The sequence below is a fragment of the Cupriavidus sp. OTU4054 genome (assembly GCF_038440175.1).
Taxonomy (GTDB): domain Bacteria; phylum Pseudomonadota; class Gammaproteobacteria; order Burkholderiales; family Burkholderiaceae; genus Cupriavidus; species Cupriavidus pauculus_D.
This window is the reverse complement of the sequence record NZ_JASATF010000052.1, coordinates 1-22384: the sequence shown is the minus strand read 5'-3', so window position 1 is coordinate 22384 and position 22384 is coordinate 1. Positions and strand designations below refer to the sequence as shown.

The following is a 22384-nucleotide window of genomic DNA, read 5'->3' as shown; positions in this document are numbered from 1 at the left end:
GCTCGCCAACACACTACCTACTTCCACTCCTGCTCCCCGCAAACCCGCGCCGCTGCTGCGTTTCCGCCTGCTGCTGCGTTCGGTTTGTGTTGCGAGGGGGCGAATATTAAGCTGGGCAAACGAGGTTGGCAAGGACTTTTTTCACGATCGCTTTTTTTCTTGTTCAGGAGGCTCCGTTGGCCATTCGTATCGTCCGTCTCGGATCGCCGCGCGCTGCGGAGGAAGGCTTGCGTCTTGGTACGGTGCGGCGGCCGCCGCGCGGGGTGCCGCGGGCCGAGTTTGGCAGTCGCGACTACTACGATGTCTGGTACCCGGTGCTTGCGCCGACCGCGGAGCTGGTGGCGGAGGCGCTGGCGGCCCAGCACGCCCGGGATGACAAGGCGTGGCGCGTCTTCGTCCGGAAGTTTCGGGCGGAGATGGCCGTCGCCGATACCAGCCGCACGCTCGATCTGCTGGCGGCGCTATCGCATCAGACGAACTTCTCTCTCGGGTGCTACTGCGAGGAGGAGCACTACTGCCATCGGTCGATTCTTCGGGCGCTGCTGGCCGAGCGGGGTGCGAAGCTGATCTGAGCGGCGCGTCGGCAGGCTAAGATGCCAAGCTTTGCCGGCACGTGAACTCTCCATGGCACTGAACCTGGTCTGGCTCGGTTTCTTCCTGCTCGCCTTTCTGGCCGCCTGCGTGAAGCTGGCGCTCGGCGATACGGCCGTCTTCCCCGCGATGCTCGCCAGCCTGTTCGACAGCGCGCGCACGGCGTTCGAGATCTCCCTGGGGCTGGCCGGGGTGATGAGCCTGTGGATCGGGATCATGCGCGTGGGCGAACGCGCGGGCGTGATCGACCTCTTCGCGCGGCTGGTGAACCCGCTGCTGCGGCACTTCTTTCCCGGCGTGCCCCAGGGCCACCCGGCGCAGGGCGCGATGATGATGAACGTGTCCGCCAACCTGCTTGGACTGGACAACGCGGCGACGCCGCTCGGGCTGACCGCGATGCGCGAGCTGCAGACGTTGAATCGGACGCCCGATACGGCGACCAACGCGCAGATCATGTTCATCGTGCTCAATACGGCGGGCCTGACATTGATCCCGACCTCGGTGATCGCCATCCGCCAGGCGATTGCGGTCAAGCAAGGGCTGGTGGGATTCAATGCGGCGGATATCTTTCTGCCGACACTGCTCGCCACGGGCGCCTCCTGCCTGGCCGGCTTTCTCGCGGTAGCGTGGGTGCAGCGGCTCAATCTATGGAAGCCGGCCGTGCTGGGAGCGTTTGCCGTGGTGGCGGCGTTTATCGGGCTGCTCTTTCTGTGGCTGCGGCATGCGCCACCCGATCGGGTCAGCCAGATGACCGCGCTGGCCGGCGCCGGGTTCATCATGACGTTGATCATGATCTTCCTGCTGTGCGGCGCGATTCGGCGCGTCAACGTCTATGACGCATTTATCGATGGCGCCAAGGAAGGGTTCGGCGTCGCGGTGCAGATCATTCCCTATCTGGTTGCCATATTGGTCGCGATCGGCCTCTTTCGCGTGACCGGGTGCATGGATGTGCTCATGGGCGGCCTGACCGCGTTGTTCGCCTGGGTGGGGATGAATACGGACTTCGTGCCGGCCTTGCCTGTCGGGCTCATGAAGATACTGTCTGGCGCCGGGGCGCGCGGGCTGATGGTGGACGTGATGACCGCGTACGGCGTGGACTCGTTCCAGGGAAGGCTGGCCGCGATCATCCAGGGATCGACCGAGACGACCTTCTATGTCCTCGCGGTCTACTTCGGGAGCGTGAATGTGCGCAACACCCGCCATGCCCTCGCCTGCGCGCTGTTCGCGGATGTCGTGGGACTCGGCGCGGCCGTGTGGATTGCCTATCTGTTTCGCTAAATTCTGAACGACCGTGTTGTACGATGACAACGAATGTGCGGTGCTGTAGTCATCCGGCGAAAAGAAGCTTGGTGCGACGCAGCAAGTCATGTATAGTGAAGTCTGTCTCCTCCACCACCTCGGTGGATTCCAGCCCGCGCACAAACCTGCGCGGGTTTTTTTTGCCCATTTTTTCTCGCGTTTTCGCGCAAGCGGCTGATCATTCGGCATTTTTTGCACCGCGCCGCCCATCCGGCCGTTCTGGCCCTATTTCTGCCCGTCTCCGTAGCATCCTATCCCCAAGTTGGTGCAACCCCGCACAAGGGCGAGGCAAACCCATCGAAAAGGCTTGTTTTGTTGCGACGCAACAATCGTTCGATTACAGTGAAATCGATGCAATCGTCGTATTTCTCCGTGTTTCCACCAAGTCCGATCGCCCTCTGAATGTTTGCCATGCCGGCCGCGCTGCGTCTTCTTCGATATTGGCCGGATGCCGCCTTCGTGCGGCGTGGAGTGGTCTATGCGCTGGCGTTCCTCGCGCTTGCGAGCCTGAGCGTGCTGACCGGCGACAACGGATATCTGTGGTCTGCAACGGCGTCGATCTGGACCTGCCTCGCCGATCGATCCGGCACGGCTGCCGCGCGGATGCGCGTGCTCGGGGCCGTGGGCATTGGCGGTGGACTGGCCTGCGCGATCGGTAGCGCGGTGTCGCAGGCGCCCTGGCTGGCGCTGCCGATCGTGGTTGCCGGCGGCATCGCGGCGGGACTGGCCGAGGTTCGCGGCCCGGCGGCGGCGCTCAGTGCCAAGCTGCTCTATGTCGTGCTGATCGCCGCGTGCCTGCAACCCATGGCGGGCGATGTGCCCGTGCTGGCCCATGCGGCAACCGCAAGCCTCGATTATCTGCGCGGCGGACTCTTCGCCTGCCTTGCCTGTCTGGTGCTGCTGCCCTCGCAGCGCGATACGCGGCCGCGCGCGGAGATCATCGCGGTGTACGAGGCGCTGAGCCGCTTTGCCCACGCGATCGCGGCCGAGGTCTTTCCTGACGACACCATGCCGTACAAGCAGGACATCCGGCGCCGGATCGAGGCAGCGCGCACGGCCGTGCTCGCGCGGCGCGGATGGCGCGATCCGCTCGGGATGTTGCGTTATGCGTACACGGTGGCCGTGGCGGACGCCGTCTTTGCGCTGCTGATCGTCGCCGCGGAACTGCGCGGCAGGCATACCGACGCGACGCCCCATCATCTGCCGCTGGCCTATGCGGCGCGATGCCTCGGGGAGGTCGAGCAACTGGTGCGCGAAGCGCTGACGCAGCACGCGCCCGACCTGCCGGCGCTGTCCGCGATTCTCGCGCAGGAGTTGCGGCGGCTCGTGGCGCAGCGCGCCAACGCCTCCGCGCCGCCGACCTATCAGTCGGCTTTGGCCGCGCTGGCACGGTTTCCGGTGTTCGCGGACTGGAAGGAGTCGTTTGCGTGGCCCCGTCGCGGCCTGCATCACGGGATCGATCGGCTCGGTCACTGGCTTGCGGAAGTGGCCGCGCGCGATGCGCAGGTGACGCGCCACGGGCTGCGGCTGGCCATGGCCGGCGGACTGAGCCTGCTGCCGTCGCAGATCTGGCGGCTCGACCACGGTTACTGGGTGGCCGTGACCGTGATCATGGTCCTGAGCCCGCGCCTGCAGACGACGCGCCAGATCTCGTTCAAGCGCTTTGCCGGTTCGCTGGCCGGGGCGCTCGCGGCCTGCCTGATCAGCCTTGCGCATCCGACGCCGGTGCTGGCGCTCGGCATCAGCGCGCTGTTCCTTGCCGCGGCCTATGCCGGCCGGCTCGCCGGCAATGCGGGGCTGTTCGCGTTCTGCCTGACGCCGGCGGTGATCCTGTTCTCCTGGACGGGCGAACCCGCGGCGAGCAGCAGCCACGTGGCGGCGTTGCGCGGTGTCGATACCGCGATCGGGTGCCTGATCGCGCTGGCCAGCTATTTCGTGCTGTCGCCGCGCGCGGAGCTGTCGCGCGCGTTCCGGCACGGACTGGATGCGCTGGCGGCCAATGCCGTGTACCTGCGCGCGGCCATCGGCGCCGCACGGACTGGATCGTCCGCGCACACGCGGCTCGAGGCGCTTCGGGTGGCGGCCGGGCGGGCCTCCACGCGTGCCGAGGATACGCTGGCGCAGAGTGCGGAGGATCTGAGTACGGACCTCAAGGTGGCGTATGGGCGGGTCCACGCCACGGCGCGCCGCATGGCTGCGCTTGCGGGTGTGGTGCGCGCCGGTGCGACGGAAGCGGCACCGTCGGAAGCGGTGCAGGCGATGCTCGAGGGTATCGAGGCGAGCCTCGCGGAGCTGGCCGTACGCCCGGGCAGCGCGGGGCGCGGGCGGACGTTCGATGCTGCGGACGCGATGGGCAGCGGACTGTCCGATACGCCCGAAGCCGCCAGCGATGCCGACGCGTTCCTGCTCGAGCAGACGCGTTTCGTGCTGCACTGCGTGGAAGCGGGCCATGCGGCCATGCACAGCGTGCGCGAGGCGGCGGCGGCGCTCGACCGGCCTTTACGGACGACGGCCATATCCTAGAATGACTGGAACCTTTGCGACCGTCTCACCCGCTTTACACAATCGGTCGCGCCACCGCCCGAGGTCCGCCATGTCCATCTCGTTCCCGCACGCCACGCCCACCTACTGCGCCGCCAGCCTGACCCTTTCCTGCCCGGCCATGGTCGATGGCAACGACACGCTCTACTCGATTACCGCCGAGGCACTCGAGTCACATTTCGGGGCCAGATCGACGCGCAAGGAAGACCTCGTCGATGCGTTCACGAGCAACCGTTCACGCATCGAGCAGCTTGCCGAGAGCCTGTTCCAGCTGACGGAGGCGCGCGAGATCGTGCTGCGCAGCGGGCATTTCCGCTTCGCCGGCTGACGCGCCTGGCGGCATTATTTTTCCGCAGGCTTTCCGCGTACCAGCAGCACGGGCATCGTCGATTCGCGAATCACGGCTTCCGCCACGCTTCCGAGCACGATGCGGCGCACGCCGCGGCGCCCGTGCGTGCCGATGACGAGCAGATCGCCGTTCCATTCCCGCGCGGCTTCGTTGAGCGAAGCCGCGATATCGCCCACGACCGCGGGCTCGGTGACGAGGCGCGTCTCGTAGGCGACGCCGGCCGCGGACAGTCGGGCCGCCGCCTTTTCCAGCGCTTCCCTCCCGCTATCGACGTAGGCCTTTTCCATCTGGCCGACGTCGTAGTAACCCGCGTCGAACAGCAGCACGCCGCTATCGACGATAAAAAGCGCCAGGACCGTCGCGCCGCCGCCGCTGGCCACGCGAATGGCTTCGCCGAGTGCGAGATCGGCGGTCGCGCTGCCATCGACTGCCACCACGATCCTGCTGTATGCCGCATTGGTCATTTCAGTCCTCCGGAGGTGTGGATGCGTATTGATACTACTCCGGGCGTGCGCAGCGGAAGTAACCCCATGCCGAAAATGCGGCGCTGAATTCCTACAACTTGCGCCAGATCAATAGGCGTTCCCCTAATTCACCAGAAAAGGGGCACCAATAAATTGACCGACCGGTCGGCATATATATATAGTAGTCACGTCGATGGCCACAAGGAGGTGCCATGTACACGCAGAGTCTGGACTTGCCGGGACCGCGCGGTTCGGAAACCGGGCTGGAGACGGAACTCGATGCACGGCAGGCCGCGTTCGATGCGCATATTGCCGCGGACGCGAAGATCGAACCGCAGGACTGGATGCCCGATGCCTACCGCAAGACGCTCGTGCGGCAGATCTCGCAGCATGCGCATTCGGAGATCATCGGCATGCAGCCCGAAGGCAACTGGATCAGCCGGGCGCCATCGCTCAAGCGCAAGGCCATCCTGCTTGCCAAGGTGCAGGACGAAGGCGGCCACGGGCTGTATCTCTATAGCGCGGCCGAGACGCTCGACGTCTCGCGCGACGACCTCTTGGACGCGCTGCATGCCGGGCGCGCCAAATACTCGTCCATCTTCAATTACCCGACCCTGACCTGGGCGGACGTCGGCGTGATCGGCTGGCTGGTCGATGGCGCGGCGATCATGAACCAGGTGCCGCTGTGCCGCTGCTCGTATGGACCTTACGCCCGCGCGATGATCCGCATCTGCAAGGAGGAGTCGTTCCATCAGCGGCAGGGCTTCGACGCGCTGCTCGCGATGATGGGCGGCACCGCGGCGCAGCGCGCGATGGTGCAGGACGCCGTCGATCGCTGGTGGCATCCGGTGCTGATGATGTTCGGGCCGCCCGATGCCGCCTCCACCAACAGCACGCAGACCATGGCGTGGGGTATCAAGCGGATTTCCAACGACGACCTGCGCCAGAAGTTCGTCGATGCCACCGTGGAGCAGGCGCGCGTGCTCGGCGTGACATTGCCCGATCCGGAGCTGCAATGGAACGCCGCGCGCGGCCACTACGATTTCAGCCCGCTCGACTGGGACGAGTTCTGGCGCGTGATCAATGGCGACGGTCCGTGCAATCGCGAGCGGCTGGCGACGCGGGTGCGCGCGCACGAGGAAGGCGAATGGGTACGCGAGGCCGCCATGGCACATGCTCGGCGGCGCAACGGCCACGATCTCGGAGAACGCAATGAACGCTAATCCATGGCCCCTGTGGGAAGTCTTCGTCCGCAGCAAGCAGGGCCTCGAGCACAAGCATTGCGGCAGCCTGCATGCGGCCGATGCCCGGCAGGCGCTGCACATGGCGCGCGATGTCTATACGCGCCGTCAGGAAGGCGTGTCGATCTGGGTGGTGCCGTCGTCGGCGATCACCGCGAGCGCGCCCGACGAGAAGGCGGCGCTGTTCGACCCGATGGCGGACAAGATCTACCGGCATCCGACGTTCTACGAGCTGCCCGATGAAGTCAATCACATGTGATGCGCTCCCCGCGGCGGCGCAATACGTGCTGCGCCTTGCCGACAACGCGCTGATCCTCGGGCAGCGCAATGCCGAGTGGTGCGGCCATGGGCCCGCGCTGGAGGAAGACATCGCGCTCGCGAACCTGAGCCTCGACCTGATCGGGCAGGCCCGGCTGCTCTACACGCACGCGGGCACGCTCGAGGCGACGGTCACCGGCCACGCGCGGCGCGAGGACGATTACGCGTACTGGCGCGACGAGCGCGAGTTTCGCAACTGGACGCTGGTCGAACTGCCGCACCACGGACCGCTTGCCGGGACGGCGCGTACCGCGCGCGACTATGCGGTGACGACGGTGCGCAACTTCCTGTTCAGCGCGCTGATGGTGGAGCTCTGGGAGCGGCTGTCAGGCAGCCAGGACGAAGCACTGGCAGCGATTGCGGCGAAGTCCCTCAAGGAGGCGCGCTACCACCTGCAGCATGCGGCCGGCTGGGTGGTGCGGCTGGGCGATGGCACCGACGTATCGCACGCGCGCATGCAGCGCGCGGCCGATCATCTGATGCCATATATGAACGAGTGTTTCGCGGCCGACGACATCGAGCGCGAGGCGGCTTCGCAGGGAATCGGCGTCGCGGTCGCGGACCTGCGCGCGACATGGGAGGCGACCGTGCAAGACACGTTCGCCGAGGCGACGCTGCGCATGCCGGAGCGTTCGGGCTTCGTCTCCACGGGCAAGCGTGGCGTGCACTCGGAGCATATGAGCTACCTGCTGGGCGAGATGCAGGGGTTGGCGCGCGCGCATCCCGGTGCGCAGTGGTGATGCCATGACCGATATCGCCAGTCTCGTTGACCGCGGCGCGCGCGTCGCGCGCGCATGGCAGGCGCTCGAGGCCGTGCCGGACCCGGAGATTCCTGTCGTGTCGATCCGCGATCTGGGCGTTCTGCGCGACGTGCGGATGGCCGAGGACGGAGAGACGCTCGAAGCGGTGATCACGCCGACATACTCGGGGTGCCCGGCGATGTCGCAGATCGAGGCGGACGTGGGACGGGCGCTGGATGCGGCCGGACTGGCGCCATGGCGCGTGCGGACGGTGCTGGCGCCGGCATGGACCACCGACTGGATCACGGCCTCCGGCCACGCCCGGCTGCGCGCGTATGGAATCGCCCCGCCCCACGCGGTGGCCGAGGCCGATGGCATGGTCAGGCCGCTGCGCTTCGTTCCACGAGCCGGCCGGCCCCCGGCCATTGCCTGCCCGCGTTGCGGCAGCACGCACACCGAGGAGCTCGCGCGGTTTGCTTCCACCGCGTGCAAGGCGCTGTACCGGTGCCTCGACTGCCGCGAGCCGTTCGATTATTTCAAACCGTATTGAGGCCGATGGCGCCATGACACCTCAGTTCCATCCGCTGCGCGTGGCGCAGGTCCGATCCGAAACCGCCGATACGGTGTCCATTGCCTTCGAGGTGCCGCCCGCCCTGCGCGAGGCGTACCGGTTTACGCAGGGCCAGTTCCTGACGCTGAAGGTGCCCATCGATGGGCAGGAGTTGCGGCGCTCGTACTCGATCTGCTGTGGCGTGCAGGACTACGACGCGCGCGGGGAGTTGCGCGTGGCGGTCAAGCGCGTGCACGACGGCGTGTTCTCCACCTGGCTGCACGAGAACGTGGCGCCGGGACGCACGTTCGACGTGATGGTGCCCGATGGCCGGTTTCACGTTCCACTCGATGCGGAGGCCGCGCGGCACTACGTGGCATTCGCCGCGGGTAGCGGCATCACGCCCGTGCTCTCGCTGATCCGCACCACGCTGGCGCATGAACCGAACAGCCGTTTCACGCTGGTCTACGGCAATCGAAGCGTGGACAGCATCATTTTTTCGGAGGCGCTCGAGGATCTCAAGAACGCTTACCTGTCGCGCTTCACGCTCTATCACGTGCTGTCGCGGCAGCCGCAGGAGGTCGACTTGCTGCACGGGCGGCTCGATCGCGCGCGCGTGGGGCGGTTTCTGTCCACGCTGCTGCCGGTGGACGATATCGATGCCGCGTTTGTCTGCGGGCCGGCGTCGATGATCGACGAGGTCGAGCTGGCGTTGCGCGAGGCGGGGCTCGATGCGCACCGCATCCATGCGGAACGGTTTGGCGTGCCCGCCGCCGCCGCAGCGGTGCCCGCGCCGCACGCGCAGCGCGCCGAGACGGCAGCCGGCGGGAGCGATCTGGTGGTGGTGCTCGACGGCAAGCAGCATCGCATGCGGCTGCCGGGACCCGATGCGAAAGTGCTGGACACCGCGCTGGCGGCGGGACTGGACCTGCCCTACGCCTGCAAGGGCGGCGTCTGTTGTACGTGCAGGGCGCGCGTGCTCGAGGGCGAGGTGGAGATGGAAAAGAACTACACGCTCGAGGCATGGGAAATGGCAAAGGGGTTCGTGCTGACCTGCCAGGCGCGCGCCCTCACGCCGCGCGTCGTTGTGAGCTACGACGAACGCTGAAGTCGCGCAGCGCGACGCACCGTGATTACAATGGCGGAAAACTCGCGCCCCGCATTCCCGGCATCCGCGGCGGCTCCGGCGACGCCATGCTTCGATGCGGCGTCGTTCCACCCAACCAATCACGGCCATGCAATATATCCACGTCGTCAACGGCGATGCCGCGGGCAATACGCTGCGTCAGGCGCTGGCACAAGCCTCCCGCCCCGACCCAGTCGTGGTGCTGCGCGACGATCTTGCGGTCGGGCCGCTCGCCGACGTCGATAGCACCGGGCTGATCCGGTCGGGGTTCTGGCAGCGCGTGGCGCCGAAGACCGACATCGATTTCGCGGCCGAAATGCGGCACGCGCTCGAGCAGTTGCAGGCGCTGCGCCGCGACGACAAGGAAGTCGCGATCTGGCACGGGCAGAGTGCCGCCGACCAGCTGATGCTGCGCCGGGTGGTGTCGCATCTCTATCAGGCACCGCAGCGGATCAACGAGGTGTCGATGGACCTGCGCGAGCTGGAAACGCCGCCGCAGGGCAATCTCGCGGCCATCGGCATGTATCCGGCGGCCCGTCTGGCAAGGCGTTTCTCGACGATCGCCCCCGTGTCCGTACTGCGTCTGGGCCGGCTGGGCTACGAGTGGCAGCAGAACGTGAAGGAGAACGCCGACGTGCGGCTGTGGAAGGGCAATACGATCGTGCCCGCGGCCTATCACACGGTGGACGACGTGATTCTCGAGCGCACGCCCGACGACTGGACGCCTGCCGTACAGGTGGTGGCCAGCGTGATGGGCGCCGTGGATGGCCTGCTCGCAAGCGACTGGTTCGTATTCTGGCGGTGCCGCGAGCTGATCGGCGCGGGGCAGCTCGTGCTGCGCGGCAATGCCGACGCCATGCAGAACTGCGAGCTGCGCCGCAATCCCTCGCTGAGCGCCGAGTAACGTCAGGACGAAGCCCGCCTCCATGGCCAGAACCAAGGCGCCCGATTTCGAGGCCCAGCGCGAACAGATTCTCGAGCTTGCCGCCGCGGCGTTCGCGGCGAGCAGCTATCCCAGCACGTCGATGTCGGACCTCGCGGCCGCATGCGGGACTTCGAAGGCGCGGCTGTACCACTATTACGAGAGCAAGGAAGCGATTCTGTTCGATCTGCTCGATCGGTACACGCAGCGGCTCATGGCGGTGGTGAAGCGCGTCGAGGCCGAGGGCGAACGCCATGGGCGGACGGCCCGGGAGCGGTTTGCGGATTTGCTGCGCGCGTTCCTGGCCGAGTACGAGACCTCGCAGACGCGGCATATCGCGCTGATCAACGACGTGAAGTTTCTTGCCGACGAACAGCGCGACCGGATTCTGCAGCGCGAGCGCGATGTCGTGGCGGCGTTCGGGCGGCAGCTGCGGCTGGCTTATCCGGAGCGGGTCACGCCTGACAACCAGACACCGCTGACCATGACCGTGTTCGGCATGATCAACTGGACGTTCACGTGGCTGAAGCCAGGGGGCAAGCTGTCGTATGCGGCGTTCGCGGAGATGGTGGTGGATCTGATCGAAGGCGGGCTGGTGAAGGGGATGCCCTCACCCCCGCCCCCCTGAGGTCACGACCACTCCGCGTCCTGGTTCTTCTGGCGCTGTTCCCGGTCCTGGCGGAACATTTCTTCCAGTTCGTCGCGGGCCTGGCGGGCCAGCGAGACCAGTTTCTTCTGATCCGTGTAGTGCGGATAGAACCGGTCGATGGCCGCGATGTTGTGGCGGCGGAAGCGCAGGGCCACGTTGCGCGCGTCGGACGGGTCGAAGCCGAGGCCTTCCAGCACGCGGCGGCCCATCATCAGCGAACCTTCGAACAGTTCCCGCTCGAACGTTTCCACGCCCCGGTCCTTGAGCTGGTACACATGCGACACGTGCCGGGCCCGCGCGTAGATCCGGAGGTCCGGCCAGCGTTCGCGTACGCGGTCGATCAGCGCGAGGCTGTCCTCCATGCCATCGACGGCCACCACGAGAATCTTCGCGCGGCCCGCGCCGGCGGCCTCCAGCAGGTCTACCCGCGTGGCATCGCCGTAGTACACGTTGAACCCGAACTCGCGCAGGAATTCGATCTGGTCGGGATCGTGGTCCAGCACGGTCACGCCGATGCCCTGCGCATAGAGCAGACGGCCGATGATCTGGCCGAAGCGACCGAAGCCCGCGATGATGACCGGGTCGTGCTGGGGCGGGATGACGTCGTCGGGACGGCCGCTGGCGTTCAGGCCCGGCGCCACGAAACGGTCGAACAGCAGTAGCAGCAGCGGCGTGGCGACCATCGACAGCGCGACCATCAGCACGAGCAGCGCCTCGGTCCGCTCGGGCAGCAGGCCCGCGCCGCCTGCCACCGAGAACACCACGAACGCGAACTCGCCGCCCTGCGAGATCAGCAGCGCGAACAGCATGCGCTGGCCGCGCGCGATCGCGAACCGGCGCGCCAGCAGCATCAACACCGCGGTCTTGACCAGCACGAAGCCGAGCACGAGGCCCGTCACCTGCCAGGGCGACTGGGCAAAGATGCCGAAATCGATCGACATGCCGACGGCCATGAAGAACAGCCCGAGCAGCAGTCCCTTGAACGGCTCGATATCGGCCTCCAGCGCGTGGCGGTACTCCGAGTCCGCGAGCAGCACGCCCGCGACGAAGGTGCCCAGCGCCATCGACAGGCCCACCGCGTCCATCATCAGCGCGATGCCGATGACGAGCAGCAGCGCGAACGCCGTGAACATCTCGCGCATGTCGGTCCGCGCGATGAACCGCAGCACGGGGCGGACCAGATAGCGGCCGCCCACGACGACCGCGCCCATCACGGCCACGGCCTTGGCGGCGGTCTGCCAGTGCGGCGTGCCCGAATGGAGCGCGTCCGAGGCGTCGATCGCGAGCAGCGGCAGCAGCGCGATCATCGGGATCGCGGCGATGTCCTGGAAGAGCAGGATGCCGAAGCTCGCGGCACCGGCCGGCGTACTCATGAGATTGCGCTCGGCCAGCGTGGCGAAGGCGATCGCCGTGGACGACAGCGCGAGCCCGAGGCCGGCCACGAGCGCCACCTGCCACGGCGCGCCGAGCAGTGCGGCGATGCCGCCGAGCGCGAGCGCGCACGCGACGAGCTGCATGGAGCCGTAGCGGAAGATGGTCTGCTTGAGCATGCGCAGCTTCTTCGGCTCCAGTTCGAGGCCGATCACGAACAGCATCATCACGACGCCGAACTCCGAGAAATGGAGAATCGATTCGACGTTGGTGACGAGCCGCAGCGCATGCGGGCCGATGGCGGCGCCGGCGATCAGGTACCCGAGCACCGCGCCCAGCCCGAAACGGCGGGCGAGTGGCACCGCGACCACGGCGGCGACGAGGAAGACCAGCAGGGCGATGAGAAAGTCGTGCTGGGTCATGATGGCTCGATCTCCTGCGAAGCTTCGGTCTCCGGCTCGATATCGGGCGGCAGCGGCAACGACGGCGACAGATGGCGGGCCACGTGTTCGATATGGTGGGCCAGCGCGTCGGCGTCGGCGTTGTCGGCATCGTGCAGGACGATCGGCGGCAGCCATTCCATATCGCAGCGCGTGGCGGTCTGCCGCAGCGGCAGCAGGAAGTCCTCGATGGGCCGGCCATGGATGCCCTCCGGGCCATAGGCGTCGGCCTGGCCGCCCGTGCTCACCACCGCCAGCATCGACTTGCCGCGCAGCGCGGTGCCACCCGGGCCGTAGGCCCAGCCGTACTCGAGGACGTCATCGAGCCAGAGCTTGAGCAGCGCCGGCACGCTATACCAGCGCAGCGGGAACTGGAGGACGATGGTGTCGGCCGTGGACAGCCCGCGCTGCTCGGCAACGACATCGATGTCATAGTCGACATAGCGTTTGTAGAGTTCACGGACCTCGACATGAGGCAGTGCGGCCAGTGCTTCGGCGAGCGGATGGTTGACGCGCGAGCGGCGCGGCGCGGGATGCGCATAAATCACTACGATCGGGGGCTCGGTCATCAAATCGGATGGTCTGGGCAGTGCGGCGTTGCAGCAAACCCACAACGTCAACGGGCGTGATGCAATCGTCTCACGGATAAGTCTATGAATCGATGGAAGTTTTTGATACGGCGCGACGGATGGGTCAGGTGCCGCAGGGCACAGCTTACGCGAGACTGACAAATCCACTACAATACTTTCCGCGTTGCAGCAACCTAGTGTTTGCCCGCATAACGGGTGCGCGAGGTGCTCGCGATCAGATGTTGATCTCGCGTTGTTATACCCGGATTGCCGCAACTTGGTTGTTGCACACCATTCAACAGTAAGGACCTCAAAGTGAACCCGCTCGAACTGAGCAAGGCCGTCGGCGCAGTCTCCGACGAAGATCTTCGCCGTGCCGCCAAGGCCAGCCAGGCCGCGCAGCGCCCGAGCGTGCTGGTGCGCGAGCTTGCCGCCCATCATCGCTCGCGGCTGGTGAAGCATTTCCTCGCGCTCGGCGAGGAAGATCGCCTGCTCCGTTTCGGCCAAGCCGTCGGGAATCACGTCATCGAAGCCTACGTCGAGAGCATCGACTTCGATCACGACACCGTGTTCGGCGTCTACGACGAGCATCTGGAACTGGTGGGCGTGGGGCACTTCGCGAACCTGCGCGACAACGCCCAGGGCCGCGTGGCCGAGTTCGGCGTATCCGTGTCGAAGAGCGCGCGCGGGCGCGGCATCGGGAGCGCCCTGTTCCAGCGCGCCGCGATGCACGGCCGCAACTCGCATGTGCGCACGCTGTATATGCATTGCCTGTCGCGCAACGCCGCGATGATGCATATCGCAAAGAAGGCCGGCATGAAGGTGCAGTACGCCTACGGCGAGGCCGATGCCTATCTGGAACTGCCGCCCGCCGATACCGTCAGCCGCCTGACGGAAGCGCTCGACGAGCAGATGGCCGACCTCGACTACGTGGTCCGCCGCAACCTGCGCGACGTCCGCCGCTTTGGCCTGCGATTCTGGCGCTCGATGGTGCCGCAGAAGCGCACCGTCTGAGGCAGCGCTCTCGCCCGAATGACAACGGCGCACCACCGCGGTGCGCCGTTTGTTTTTGCGCCGTCCGCCGAGGGACGTCCGCGGAAGGATGTCCGCTCAGCCGCCGGCGACGGGGAGCGCCGTGGTGTCCTTGATCGATTCCAGCGCGAAGCTCGAGCGCACGTCGATCACCGACGGATGCGCTAGCAGTTGTTCCTGCATGAAGCGCGCAAAGTGCTCCATGTCCTCGACGTACACCTTCAGCAGCAGATCCATCTCGCCGGTCATCGCATGGCAGGCCGCCACTTCCGGCCACGTGGCGATGGCCGCGCGGAACAGGTCCAGCGGGGCCTTGCCCTTGGGCGTGCCGCCCTGCTTCTCCAGCCGGACGTTGATATAGGCCAGCAGGCCGAGCCCGATCTTGTTGGGCTCGAGCAGCGCGGCATACTGGCGAATCACGCCGATTTCCTCGAGCCGCCGGATGCGGCGCAGGCAGGGGCTCGGCGACAAATTCACGCGCTCCGCCACTTCGAGGTTCGTCAGCCGTCCATTGGTCTGCAGCACCTCGAGGATCTTGCGATCGATCTTATCCAGCTCCACCTTGCTCACGGTTTGTTGCTCCGCAATATGTTTGTCGGCAATTTTTTTGCGCAAATTTAACAAGTCGTGCACAAGCCTGCAATTTTTTTGATGCGGGACCCGTACTTTCCCCTAGCCCGCGCCAGCGCGGGGCTACCGTAATGGACAGGCAAGAGTGGTGCCAACGCCTTGCGCCGGCAACCCTGGGCCGGCGCGGGGAACGAAAAAAGCGACCCCGCAGGGTCGCTTTTCGCTGGCACTACGGGCGGCTTAGTTCGCTGCCGGCGCCGAGGCCGGGGGCGGGCCGCGGCGCTTCGGGCCGTCCTTCGGGCCGTCGCGATGCATCTTCGCCATGGCCTTCTGGATCTCGTCCTGCGTGACCTTGCCGTCCTTGTTCACGTCGATCTGGTCGAAATGCGCGGCCATGCGCGGGAACGCGGCCTTCATCTCGTCGCGCGTCAGCGCGCCGTCACCGTTCTTGTCCGCTTCCTTGAACCTGGCGTCGAACTTTGCCTTCATCTCGGTACGGCGGGCTTCCCACTGCGCCTTGTGGTACGCGGCCAGTTCGGCCTTGTCCAGCTTGCCGTCGTGGTTCGTGTCGATCTTGTTGAAGACCGCATCGGCTTCGGCCTTCGAGATCGCGCCGTCGCCGTCGGTGTCCACCGACTTCAGCCACATGCCGCCACCATGGTGGTGCCGGTGTTCGCCGCGCATTTGGCCGGGGCCGCCTGCGGGCGGTGCCGGCTGGGCGGAGGTCGCCGGCGGTGCGGTAGGCGCCGTGGGCGCGGTGGTGGTCTGGGCGAAGGCGGCGCCTGCTGCCAGGAACAGTGCCGACGTGGCCAGGAAGGTCTTGATCGTGTGGGTCTTCTGCATGCGTTGCATATCCGTGCTCCTCTTCATGCGTTGTGCATGTACGGATTAGAACGCAGCGGATCCCGCGAAGTTGGCGCTTTTAATACGATGTTACCGGGCTCACAGAAGTCGCACTTCGCCGTAATCGGACGAAATCGAAGCCATATATTGCGCTAACAATGCGTTACGGCTGGCCGTCCAAATCAGTCCTTGGGGATGGTCTGGTCGGCCGGGATGCCTTGCGGCGTGTACCCCGGAGGCGCAGGAATGGGCTGCGACTGCGAGGGGATCTGCTGGGGATAAGGTTGCTGCTGCGGCACGAACGGCTGCTGCGGGATCGTCGCCGGCTGGCTGACGGTTGGCGCGGGCGCCGGTGCGGCCGGGGTGGGCATCGGGGTGGACAGCGGCGCCGCGGCCCCCGAAGGTGGCACGGCCGGGAGGCCCGAGGCGCGACCCGCGAGCGCGTTGTTCTGGATCGGCAGCGCGATTTCCTGGCGCGCGCCATTTCGTTCGATCACGATGCCACGGCCACGGATTTCGACGACCTTGATCTGCGGCGACAGCGCGGCGCCCACGCGCACGGCCTTCGGCGCGCCCCCGTCGAGCGACAGGATGGCCGCGCTCGGGCCGGAGCCATCGACGTTCGCGACGACGCCGATCAGTTGCACGTCGCGGACACCCGTCTGCACGGTGCCGCCGAACAGCGTGGCAATCGCGCCGGTTTCGACGGCCTCCGTCTGCGCGACGCGCGCGGTGTTGGGCACCGCGATCGTCTTCATCGCACTGAAAGTGAGTACCCAGTGCGTCGCGAGCGCGCAGAGGGCAACGAAGCATACGAGGCTTGCAAGCCTCGGCAGCCAGGCGGCGGAGGGGTCGAAGCGGAAGGCAGGCCGGGAAATCGCAGGCACGGGTACGCGGGGTCGGATGAGGTCAGGCGCCAAGCGTACCAGAGCCATGCGGCAACTGTCTGTCACACAAGACCGACAATTGCCGCCTTCGACGCAGTCAGAGCAGATCGTCGAGCAGGTCCGGGCCGAACACCTCGCGATGGATGTTCTGCACGGGCACGCCCGCGGAGATCAGCGCATGGCGCTGCGCCTGCATGAAGCCGAGGGGTCCGCACAGGTAGAAGCGCCCATCGGCGAACGCCGCGGTGTCGCGGTGGTCGAGCAGCGCGCGGATGGGCATGGTCCCGGCGTGGTCGTAGTCGCGGCCCGCGACGTCGGCGTCCGTCGGCGTTTCATAGCTGATGTGGGTACGCAGTTTCGTGAGACGTTCCCGCGCCCACCCGAGGTCGGCCCGGTGCGCGTGGTGGCCGCCGTGGCGCGCGGCGTGGGCGAACAGCACGGGACGGTCCGGCTGCTCGACCGCGAGCGTGCGCAGGACCGACAGCATCGGGGTGATCCCGATGCCGGCGGACAGCAGCGCGATCGGCGAACGGTCGTCGATCTCCGGCGTGAACTCGCCCCACGGCGTGCTCACGTGGAGCGTTGCGCCGACCTGGACGTTGTCGTGCAGCCAGTTGGAGACCGCGCCTTCGGGCGTCTCGGCGCTGCCGGTTTCGCGCTTGACCGAGATGCGCCAGGTCGGCAGGCCGCGTTCGGCGGACAGCGAATACTGGCGCAGCTGGCGACGGCCGTCCGGGAACGTGGCTTCCACGCTGATGTACTGGCCGGGCTCGAAGTCGCGCAGCGGCTTGCCGTCCGGCGATGCCAGCGTGAGCGACGCCACGGTCTCGCTCTGTTCCTCGCGCGCGACCACGCGCACCGGCAGCAGCTGGCCCGCGGCCATGCCGCTGCGATCGTAGAGGCGCGACTCGGCGGCGATGAATTCGCCGGCCAGCAGCCAGTACGCCTCGTCCCACGCGGCAATGAGTTCGGGCGTCGCGGCATCGCCGAGCACGATCTTGATCGCGCCGATCAGGTACTTGCCCACGATGGGATAGTGCGCGGGGGTCAGTCCCACGGCGACGTGCTTGTGGACGATGCGTTCGATGACGGGCGCGAGCGCGCCGGCGTTGTCGATGTTGGCCGCATAGGCGAACAGGCCCGATGCGAGCGACTGCTGCTGCGACCCGTTGGCCTGGTTGCCCATATTGAACAGGCGGGTCAGCTCCGGGCGCGCCGCGAACATGTCCGCGTAGAAGCGCGTCGTGATGGCCACGCCGTGCTGGCGCAGGACGGGGATGCTTGCATCGATATAGGGGCGGGAAGCAGCGGACAACATCAGGAGAACTCCGGTTTATTTATGCATTGAAAATGCATGATTTCGCTCACAATAAAGCCGGCACAGGACGAGCATTGCGGCAAACCTCCGCTCAGGCCGTGCGCCGGCTCAGATAATCGCGATGCAGGCTGATGATCGACTCGGCCGTCCGGCCGTTGCCGGAGACCTCGCCCAGCGTAATGCCGTCGAGCGCGCGGTAGAAGGACTCTTCGGCCTCGTCCAGCGCGCGCTTGAGCCGGCAGTTGCCGTTCAGCGCGCAGGGCGGATCCGCGCAGTCGATGATCGACCGGTGCCTTTCCAGTTCGCGCAGGATCGTGCCAACGGACAGGCGCTCGGCGCCGGGGCCGAGCTGCAGCCCGCCGTGCCGGCCACGCGTCGCGGTCAGCCAGCCCAGCTTCGACAGCCGCGCCGCCACCTTGACGAGGTGGTTGTGCGAGATATCGAACTGCTGGCCGACCTCGGCGATGGTGATCGGCCGGCTGCCGTCGCCGCGGGATACGTACATCAGCATCCGGAGCGCGTAGTCGGAGAATCGGGTCAGTTGCATCGTGAGAGCAATGATAGATAACATGCATTTTAAATGCAAGATTTAGTTGCCCTGCAACACGAGGGACCCAACCGGGCGCGGATCGACGAAATGTGGAACGGAATGCGCCCGCACATCAAACGGTCATGCCCGTGGCGTTATACTGGCTGGCCATTCCGGCCACGCCGACGCTGCCCGGCGGGGATGATCCCGGCACACCAGGCACGAGGCCAGACACGATGCAAAGATTCGCCACCTCCCTCCTTCAAGCCCCACGCGCCTCACGTTCCCGACTCGCCCGCGCCGGGCGCGCGCGCGGCTTCACCCTGATCGAAATCATGGTGGTGATCGTGATCCTCGGGGTGCTGGCGGCGCTGGTGGTCCCCAAGATCATGAGCCGCCCGGACGAGGCGCGGGTCGTGGCCGCGCGCCAGGACATCTCGTCGATCATGCAGGCGCTCAAGCTGTACCGCCTCGACAACGGCCGCTATCCGACGACCGAGCAGGGCCTGCCCGCGCTGGTCTCCAAGCCGACCACCGAGCCCGTGCCCAACAACTGGAAGGGCGAGGGTTACCTCGAGAAGCTGCCCAAGGATCCCTGGGGCCATCCGTACCAGTACCTGAACCCCGGCGTGCGCGGCGAGATCGACGTCTTCAGCTTCGGTGCCGACGGCCAGGCCGGCGGTGCCGCCAACGACGCCGACATCGGTAACTGGGACTAAGCCACCCGCCTCCGATGCGCCGACATTCCCTTGCCACCCGCGGCTTCACGCTGCTGGAACTGCTGGTGGTCATGGTGATTGCCGGCATCGTGATCTCGCTGGTCGCCGTCAATGCCTCGCCGAACGAGCGTGGGCGCATTCTCGACGACGGCCAGCGCATTGCCCGCCTGTTCGAGCTCGCGCAGGAAGAAGCGCAGCTCGGCGCGCGCCCGATCGCCTGGGAAGGCAACTCGTCGGGATGGCGCTTTCTGGAAGCCACGCCGCAGGGCTGGCAGCCGATGCGCACCGACGTGTTCGCGCCGGGCCGCTGGCGCCTGGCCATGGACAGCGTGGCGATCGTCGAGGGCGGCCGCTCCGGCGGCAACGGTATCTTCCGGCTCGTCTTCGGCCGCGAACTCGTCGATGGGCCGCAGCGGCTGGTACTCGTGCGCGGGCCGATCCGCGTCGAGGTGACTGGCGACGGCAGCGGCCGGTATCTCGCCACGGCGCGGCCATGATCCAACGCAAGCGCCCCGCGCGGGGCTTCACCCTGATCGAGGTCCTCGTCGCGCTCACCATCCTCGCGGTCGCGCTGACAGCGGCCATGCGCGCCATGGGCTCCATGGTGGAAGCCGGCATCTCGCTGCAGACGCGCATGCTGGCCGAATGGAGCGCCGAGAATCACCTCGCCACGCTGCGCCTGTCCAAGACATGGCCCGAACCGGGCACGCGCGGGTACGATTGCCCGCAGGGCGGCACGCCGCTGTGGTGCGAGGAGTCGGTCTCCGGCACGCCGAACCCGTCTTTCCGCCGCGTGGAAATCGCGGTCTACCCTTCCGCCGCGAACAAGTCCGTGCGCCTCGCGTGGCTCGTCACCATCGTCCCCAATGAAACGCGCAACATGCTCTGACCGGTCGCGCGCACGCGGCTTCACGCTGCTGGAGATGCTGGTCGCGATCACGCTGCTGGCCGTGATGGCCGTGATCGGCTGGCGCGCGCTCGACTCGCTGACGCGCAGCCGAGAACGGCTGACCGACCACGACCTGCGGCTCGACGCGCTCAAGGTGCTGTACGGCCAGCTCCAGTCCGATTGCGAGCATCTGGCCACCGCGTCGCTGCTGCAGGCGAGCCCGCTGGAACTTGGGCCGGGACAGCTGCTGATGGTGCGCGACCGCCGGGACACGGGCCAGCCGACGGCCTGGCAGGTCATCGCCTACCGGCTCGACGGCAATACGCTGGTACGCGCCGCGAGCCCCTACCTGGCCTCGCGCAACGAAGTGCGCGGCGCGCTGCTGAATATGCGGCAGGCCGCCGGACAGGCCGTGCAGGTGCGCCCGCTCGTGCGCGACGTCAACAACATGTTCGCCCGCGCCTGGGTGGAGCCTGGCGGATGGCAGGCCGACACGGGACGGATCTACGGCGCGCTGATTCAGGGCAATGCCGCGGCCAGCGCCGCCGCGGCGGCGAACGCGGCGATCGCCGGTGCGACCGGCGCGAGCGATGCCGAGGCGAATTTCGGCAATGTCGCCACCGCGACCGCGATTCGCGCGGTGGAGCTGACGATTTTCGCGCGCATGGGCGACGGCGATTCGCCACGGCAGTTCCAGAAGGTCTGCATGACGGGGCTATGACCGTGCGCGACATCCATCCACCCCGCCCCGCCCGCCCTGCCCCGACCGCGCGTCTCCACGGCCGCGCCCAGCGTGGCGCCGCGGTCGTGACGGCGCTGCTCATGGTCACGCTGGCCGTGGTGGTCGTCTCCGGCATGCTGTGGCGGCAGCAGGTACAGATCCGCTCGATCGAGAACCAGCGGCTGCTCGCACAGGCCACCTGGATTCAGCGCGCGGCCGTGGACTGGGCCCGGCTGATCCTGCGTGACGACCAGCGCCGCTCGCAGGTCGACTACATCGGCGAGCCGTGGTCGGTGCCGGTGGCGGAGACCAAGCTGTCGGACTTCCTCGGTGCCGGGTTGCGAACCGATCAGGCCGGCGAGACCTCGTTCCTGTCCGGCCGCATCATGGACGCGCAGGCGCGATTCAATCTGACGAACCTGGTGCTGCGGACCGCCGATGGCGAAACCCGCGCCTACAGCATCGACAACACGCAGATGGTCGCGTTCCAGCGGCTGCTGCAGACCCTCGGCCTCAATGCCGGGCTGGCGGAGCCCACCGCCCAGTACATGGTGCGCGCGGCCCGCGGCACGAGCAGCAATGGCGAGCCCGCGCCGCGCCCGCCGGAAAGCGCCGACGACCTGCTCGCGGTGCCGGGCTTTACGCCGGACATGGTCGCGCTGCTGGAGCCGTTCGTGGCCGTGCTGCCCGAGTCCACGAAGGTGAATGCCAACACTGCCGATCCCGAGGTGCTCGCGGCGGTCATCAACCTGCCGATCGACAAGGCGCGCGAACTGGTGCGCCAGCGCGACCGCGCGTATTTCAACAACACCAACGACATCGTCAACCAGCTGTCCGCGATTGCCCCGCAGGTGAATGCGAGCACCGCCACGAGCCGGCTCGACGTGCGCACGCATTACTTCTTTATCTACGGGCTGGTCCGGCACGAGCGCGCGAACCGGCTGCAGGTGTCGCTGGTGTTCCGCGCGGACGTGCTCGGTAGCGGCAATACGACACGCGTGGTGTGGGTGCACGACGCCGACCGTCTGCCCGAGGTGCGCTAGACGGGGTGCCGCCCGCGGGGGATTTGACTAGCGCTAAATCTGGGCCTGCACAATCGGACGGGCTGCTATTGACGCCAGTTAGTCACACAGGCAAGGTATGCTGCTGCGCCTGCCTGGCGCACCGGTTATCCAGACCGCTTCGGGGCGGCCGTCCGGAAGCGTCTTCGTGCGATCCGACGCGATACAAGCCCGCTGCAAGTCCATAAGTATTCCCTGAATTCAAGGATATTTTGAGTACCACCCTCTACGTCCGCCTGCCGCAACGGCCGCATGACCAGCCGCAACCGTGGCAGCTCGGCGCGATGCCTTTTGCATTGGTACGCACGCCCGTGGGGGACAAGAGCCGCCGCGTCGGCGACGCCAGCGCGCTCGATCTGTTGCGCGAAGGCCACGCTTCGGTGTCCGAACTGCCGGCGGCGGATCGTCTCGTCCTGATCGTCGCCGCGAGCGACGTGCTGCTGACCACGGCCATGGTGCCGCCGCTGCCGCCGGCCCGCCTCAAGCTTGCGCTGCCGAATCTGGTCGAGGATGCGCTCGCGACCGATGCCCAGCCGTGCCATATCGCGATCGGCCCGGGTCTGGAGCCCGGCGCGGGGGGGGGGGGGGGGGGGGGGGGGGGGGGGGGGGGGGGGGGGGGGGGGGGGGGGGGGGGGGGGGGGGGGG

At 67.1% G+C, this 22384-nt stretch carries 26 protein-coding genes; 18 read left to right on the top strand and 8 right to left on the bottom strand.

Annotation, left to right across the window (positions count from 1 at the left end):
- Positions 1-176 precede the first annotated feature (176 nt).
- The 4 genes from AAHB16_RS32050 (at position 177) to AAHB16_RS32035 (ending at position 4759) form a co-directional block, all read left to right on the top strand.
- Complete coding sequence (locus AAHB16_RS32050) at positions 177-572, top strand: DUF488 domain-containing protein (protein ID WP_342052875.1); 396 nt, start codon at positions 177-179, stop codon at positions 570-572.
- Between the two features lie 52 nt (positions 573-624).
- Positions 625-1869 (top strand): nucleoside recognition domain-containing protein, encoded by a 1245-nt coding sequence (locus AAHB16_RS32045; protein ID WP_342052874.1) that lies wholly within the window; start codon positions 625-627, stop codon positions 1867-1869.
- A 432-nt stretch (positions 1870-2301) separates the two neighbouring features.
- On the top strand, positions 2302-4413 hold the full coding sequence (locus AAHB16_RS32040) for an FUSC family protein (protein WP_342052876.1): 2112 nt from the start codon (positions 2302-2304) through the stop codon (positions 4411-4413).
- Between the two features lie 70 nt (positions 4414-4483).
- Positions 4484-4759 carry a DUF1488 domain-containing protein gene (locus AAHB16_RS32035; protein WP_150373499.1) on the top strand — a complete coding sequence of 92 codons (276 nt, stop codon included), beginning with the start codon at positions 4484-4486 and terminating at the stop codon, positions 4757-4759.
- A gap of 14 nt (positions 4760-4773) precedes the next feature.
- On the opposite strand, the gene AAHB16_RS32030 is transcribed toward AAHB16_RS32035, so the two are convergent.
- A complete protein-coding gene (locus AAHB16_RS32030; RefSeq protein ID WP_342052873.1) occupies positions 4774-5244 on the bottom strand; it encodes a universal stress protein in 471 nt (156 codons plus the stop codon).
- A gap of 212 nt (positions 5245-5456) precedes the next feature.
- On the opposite strand from AAHB16_RS32030, the gene paaA reads away from it, so the two are divergent.
- From paaA to AAHB16_RS31995, 7 genes are all read left to right on the top strand, one after another.
- Entirely contained in the window at positions 5457-6467 is a 1011-nt protein-coding gene (paaA, locus tag AAHB16_RS32025) for a 1,2-phenylacetyl-CoA epoxidase subunit PaaA (protein ID WP_342052872.1), read from the top strand.
- The gene (gene paaB, locus AAHB16_RS32020) at positions 6457-6744 is read left to right on the top strand and encodes a 1,2-phenylacetyl-CoA epoxidase subunit PaaB (RefSeq protein ID WP_150373496.1); all 288 of its coding nucleotides are present in this window, start codon (positions 6457-6459) and stop codon (positions 6742-6744) included. Before paaA ends, paaB begins: the two co-directional genes overlap by 11 nt.
- Positions 6725-7543 carry a 1,2-phenylacetyl-CoA epoxidase subunit PaaC gene (paaC, locus tag AAHB16_RS32015; RefSeq protein ID WP_342052871.1) on the top strand — a complete coding sequence of 273 codons (819 nt, stop codon included), beginning with the start codon at positions 6725-6727 and terminating at the stop codon, positions 7541-7543. The genes paaB and paaC overlap by 20 nt, the downstream gene beginning before the upstream one ends.
- A gap of 4 nt (positions 7544-7547) precedes the next feature.
- The gene (gene paaD, locus AAHB16_RS32010) at positions 7548-8093 is read left to right on the top strand and encodes a 1,2-phenylacetyl-CoA epoxidase subunit PaaD (protein ID WP_342052870.1); all 546 of its coding nucleotides are present in this window, start codon (positions 7548-7550) and stop codon (positions 8091-8093) included.
- A 13-nt stretch (positions 8094-8106) separates the two neighbouring features.
- Positions 8107-9201, top strand: a complete 1095-nt coding sequence (paaE, locus tag AAHB16_RS32005) for a 1,2-phenylacetyl-CoA epoxidase subunit PaaE (RefSeq protein WP_342052869.1) — start codon at positions 8107-8109, stop codon at positions 9199-9201.
- 127 nt (positions 9202-9328) lie between these two features.
- Positions 9329-10123, top strand: a complete 795-nt coding sequence (locus tag AAHB16_RS32000) for a DUF1835 domain-containing protein (protein ID WP_150373492.1) — start codon at positions 9329-9331, stop codon at positions 10121-10123.
- Between the two features lie 22 nt (positions 10124-10145).
- A complete protein-coding gene (locus tag AAHB16_RS31995; RefSeq protein WP_150373491.1) occupies positions 10146-10769 on the top strand; it encodes a TetR/AcrR family transcriptional regulator in 624 nt (207 codons plus the stop codon).
- 2 nt (positions 10770-10771) lie between these two features.
- Here AAHB16_RS31995 and kefC read toward each other — a convergent pair whose 3' ends face one another.
- Both kefC and kefF read right to left on the bottom strand, forming a co-directional pair.
- Positions 10772-12583 (bottom strand): glutathione-regulated potassium-efflux system protein KefC, encoded by a 1812-nt coding sequence (kefC, locus tag AAHB16_RS31990; protein ID WP_150373490.1) that lies wholly within the window; start codon positions 12581-12583, stop codon positions 10772-10774.
- Positions 12580-13170 carry a glutathione-regulated potassium-efflux system oxidoreductase KefF gene (kefF, locus tag AAHB16_RS31985; protein ID WP_150373489.1) on the bottom strand — a complete coding sequence of 197 codons (591 nt, stop codon included), beginning with the start codon at positions 13168-13170 and terminating at the stop codon, positions 12580-12582. The genes kefC and kefF overlap by 4 nt, the downstream gene beginning before the upstream one ends.
- A 315-nt stretch (positions 13171-13485) precedes the next feature.
- Here kefF and AAHB16_RS31980 point away from each other — a divergent pair, with 315 nt between their 5' ends.
- On the top strand, positions 13486-14184 hold the full coding sequence (locus AAHB16_RS31980; protein ID WP_150373488.1) for a GNAT family N-acetyltransferase: 699 nt from the start codon (positions 13486-13488) through the stop codon (positions 14182-14184).
- A 96-nt stretch (positions 14185-14280) separates the two neighbouring features.
- Here the strand turns inward: AAHB16_RS31980 and AAHB16_RS31975 are convergent, their stop codons facing one another.
- From AAHB16_RS31975 to AAHB16_RS31955, 5 genes are all read right to left on the bottom strand, one after another.
- Entirely contained in the window at positions 14281-14772 is a 492-nt protein-coding gene (locus AAHB16_RS31975) for an Lrp/AsnC family transcriptional regulator (RefSeq protein WP_109585244.1), read from the bottom strand.
- A 240-nt stretch (positions 14773-15012) separates the two neighbouring features.
- Positions 15013-15624, bottom strand: coding sequence for an EF-hand domain-containing protein (locus tag AAHB16_RS31970; protein ID WP_342052868.1), 612 nt, complete (start codon positions 15622-15624; stop codon positions 15013-15015).
- A 173-nt stretch (positions 15625-15797) separates the two neighbouring features.
- Positions 15798-16502 (bottom strand): general secretion pathway protein, encoded by a 705-nt coding sequence (locus AAHB16_RS31965; RefSeq protein ID WP_150373486.1) that lies wholly within the window; start codon positions 16500-16502, stop codon positions 15798-15800.
- Positions 16503-16599: 97 nt separating this feature from the next.
- Entirely contained in the window at positions 16600-17820 is a 1221-nt protein-coding gene (locus tag AAHB16_RS31960; RefSeq protein ID WP_150373485.1) for a globin domain-containing protein, read from the bottom strand.
- A 91-nt stretch (positions 17821-17911) separates the two neighbouring features.
- Positions 17912-18367, bottom strand: coding sequence for an RrF2 family transcriptional regulator (locus tag AAHB16_RS31955; protein WP_342052867.1), 456 nt, complete (start codon positions 18365-18367; stop codon positions 17912-17914).
- A 218-nt stretch (positions 18368-18585) separates the two neighbouring features.
- Here AAHB16_RS31955 and gspG point away from each other — a divergent pair, with 218 nt between their 5' ends.
- The 6 genes from gspG to gspL form a co-directional block, all read left to right on the top strand.
- Entirely contained in the window at positions 18586-19068 is a 483-nt protein-coding gene (gspG, locus tag AAHB16_RS31950) for a type II secretion system major pseudopilin GspG (protein ID WP_150373484.1), read from the top strand.
- Positions 19069-19082: 14 nt separating this feature from the next.
- Positions 19083-19565 carry a prepilin-type N-terminal cleavage/methylation domain-containing protein gene (locus AAHB16_RS31945; RefSeq protein WP_150373483.1) on the top strand — a complete coding sequence of 161 codons (483 nt, stop codon included), beginning with the start codon at positions 19083-19085 and terminating at the stop codon, positions 19563-19565.
- Entirely contained in the window at positions 19562-19957 is a 396-nt protein-coding gene (gene gspI / locus AAHB16_RS31940; protein WP_150373482.1) for a type II secretion system minor pseudopilin GspI, read from the top strand. Before AAHB16_RS31945 ends, gspI begins: the two co-directional genes overlap by 4 nt.
- Complete coding sequence (locus AAHB16_RS31935) at positions 19935-20678, top strand: PulJ/GspJ family protein (protein WP_150373481.1); 744 nt, start codon at positions 19935-19937, stop codon at positions 20676-20678. Before gspI ends, AAHB16_RS31935 begins: the two co-directional genes overlap by 23 nt.
- Entirely contained in the window at positions 20675-21721 is a 1047-nt protein-coding gene (gspK, locus tag AAHB16_RS31930) for a type II secretion system minor pseudopilin GspK (protein ID WP_150373480.1), read from the top strand. Before AAHB16_RS31935 ends, gspK begins: the two co-directional genes overlap by 4 nt.
- A gap of 230 nt (positions 21722-21951) precedes the next feature.
- On the top strand, positions 21952-22384 hold a 433-nt coding region (gene gspL, locus AAHB16_RS31925), incomplete at its 3' end, for a type II secretion system protein GspL (RefSeq protein WP_342052866.1).

Excerpts from the sequence above, each read along its gene's own strand:
- paaB (WP_150373496.1), top strand. The coding sequence starts at position 6,457 with ATGAACGCTAATCCATGGCCCCTGTGGGAAGTCTTCGTCCGCAGCAAG.
- AAHB16_RS32040 (WP_342052876.1), top strand. The coding sequence starts at position 2,302 with ATGCCGGCCGCGCTGCGTCTTCTTCGATATTGGCCGGATGCCGCCTTC.
- gspI (WP_150373482.1), top strand. The coding sequence starts at position 19,562 with ATGATCCAACGCAAGCGCCCCGCGCGGGGCTTCACCCTGATCGAGGTC.
- AAHB16_RS32000 (WP_150373492.1), top strand. The coding sequence starts at position 9,329 with ATGCAATATATCCACGTCGTCAACGGCGATGCCGCGGGCAATACGCTG.
- AAHB16_RS31960 (WP_150373485.1), bottom strand. The coding sequence starts at position 17,820 with ATGTTGTCCGCTGCTTCCCGCCCCTATATCGATGCAAGCATCCCCGTC.
- AAHB16_RS31995 (WP_150373491.1), top strand. The coding sequence starts at position 10,146 with ATGGCCAGAACCAAGGCGCCCGATTTCGAGGCCCAGCGCGAACAGATT.
- AAHB16_RS32030 (WP_342052873.1), bottom strand. The coding sequence starts at position 5,244 with ATGACCAATGCGGCATACAGCAGGATCGTGGTGGCAGTCGATGGCAGC.
- AAHB16_RS31955 (WP_342052867.1), bottom strand. The coding sequence starts at position 18,367 with ATGCAACTGACCCGATTCTCCGACTACGCGCTCCGGATGCTGATGTAC.
- gspG (WP_150373484.1), top strand. The coding sequence starts at position 18,586 with ATGCAAAGATTCGCCACCTCCCTCCTTCAAGCCCCACGCGCCTCACGT.
- paaD (WP_342052870.1), top strand. The coding sequence starts at position 7,548 with ATGACCGATATCGCCAGTCTCGTTGACCGCGGCGCGCGCGTCGCGCGC.
- AAHB16_RS32035 (WP_150373499.1), top strand. The coding sequence starts at position 4,484 with ATGTCCATCTCGTTCCCGCACGCCACGCCCACCTACTGCGCCGCCAGC.
- AAHB16_RS31945 (WP_150373483.1), top strand. The coding sequence starts at position 19,083 with ATGCGCCGACATTCCCTTGCCACCCGCGGCTTCACGCTGCTGGAACTG.
- AAHB16_RS32045 (WP_342052874.1), top strand. The coding sequence starts at position 625 with ATGGCACTGAACCTGGTCTGGCTCGGTTTCTTCCTGCTCGCCTTTCTG.
- AAHB16_RS31970 (WP_342052868.1), bottom strand. The coding sequence starts at position 15,624 with ATGCAACGCATGCAGAAGACCCACACGATCAAGACCTTCCTGGCCACG.
- paaE (WP_342052869.1), top strand. The coding sequence starts at position 8,107 with ATGACACCTCAGTTCCATCCGCTGCGCGTGGCGCAGGTCCGATCCGAA.
- kefC (WP_150373490.1), bottom strand. The coding sequence starts at position 12,583 with ATGACCCAGCACGACTTTCTCATCGCCCTGCTGGTCTTCCTCGTCGCC.
- paaC (WP_342052871.1), top strand. The coding sequence starts at position 6,725 with ATGAAGTCAATCACATGTGATGCGCTCCCCGCGGCGGCGCAATACGTG.
- paaA (WP_342052872.1), top strand. The coding sequence starts at position 5,457 with ATGTACACGCAGAGTCTGGACTTGCCGGGACCGCGCGGTTCGGAAACC.
- gspK (WP_150373480.1), top strand. The coding sequence starts at position 20,675 with ATGACCGTGCGCGACATCCATCCACCCCGCCCCGCCCGCCCTGCCCCG.
- AAHB16_RS31935 (WP_150373481.1), top strand. The coding sequence starts at position 19,935 with ATGAAACGCGCAACATGCTCTGACCGGTCGCGCGCACGCGGCTTCACG.
- kefF (WP_150373489.1), bottom strand. The coding sequence starts at position 13,170 with ATGACCGAGCCCCCGATCGTAGTGATTTATGCGCATCCCGCGCCGCGC.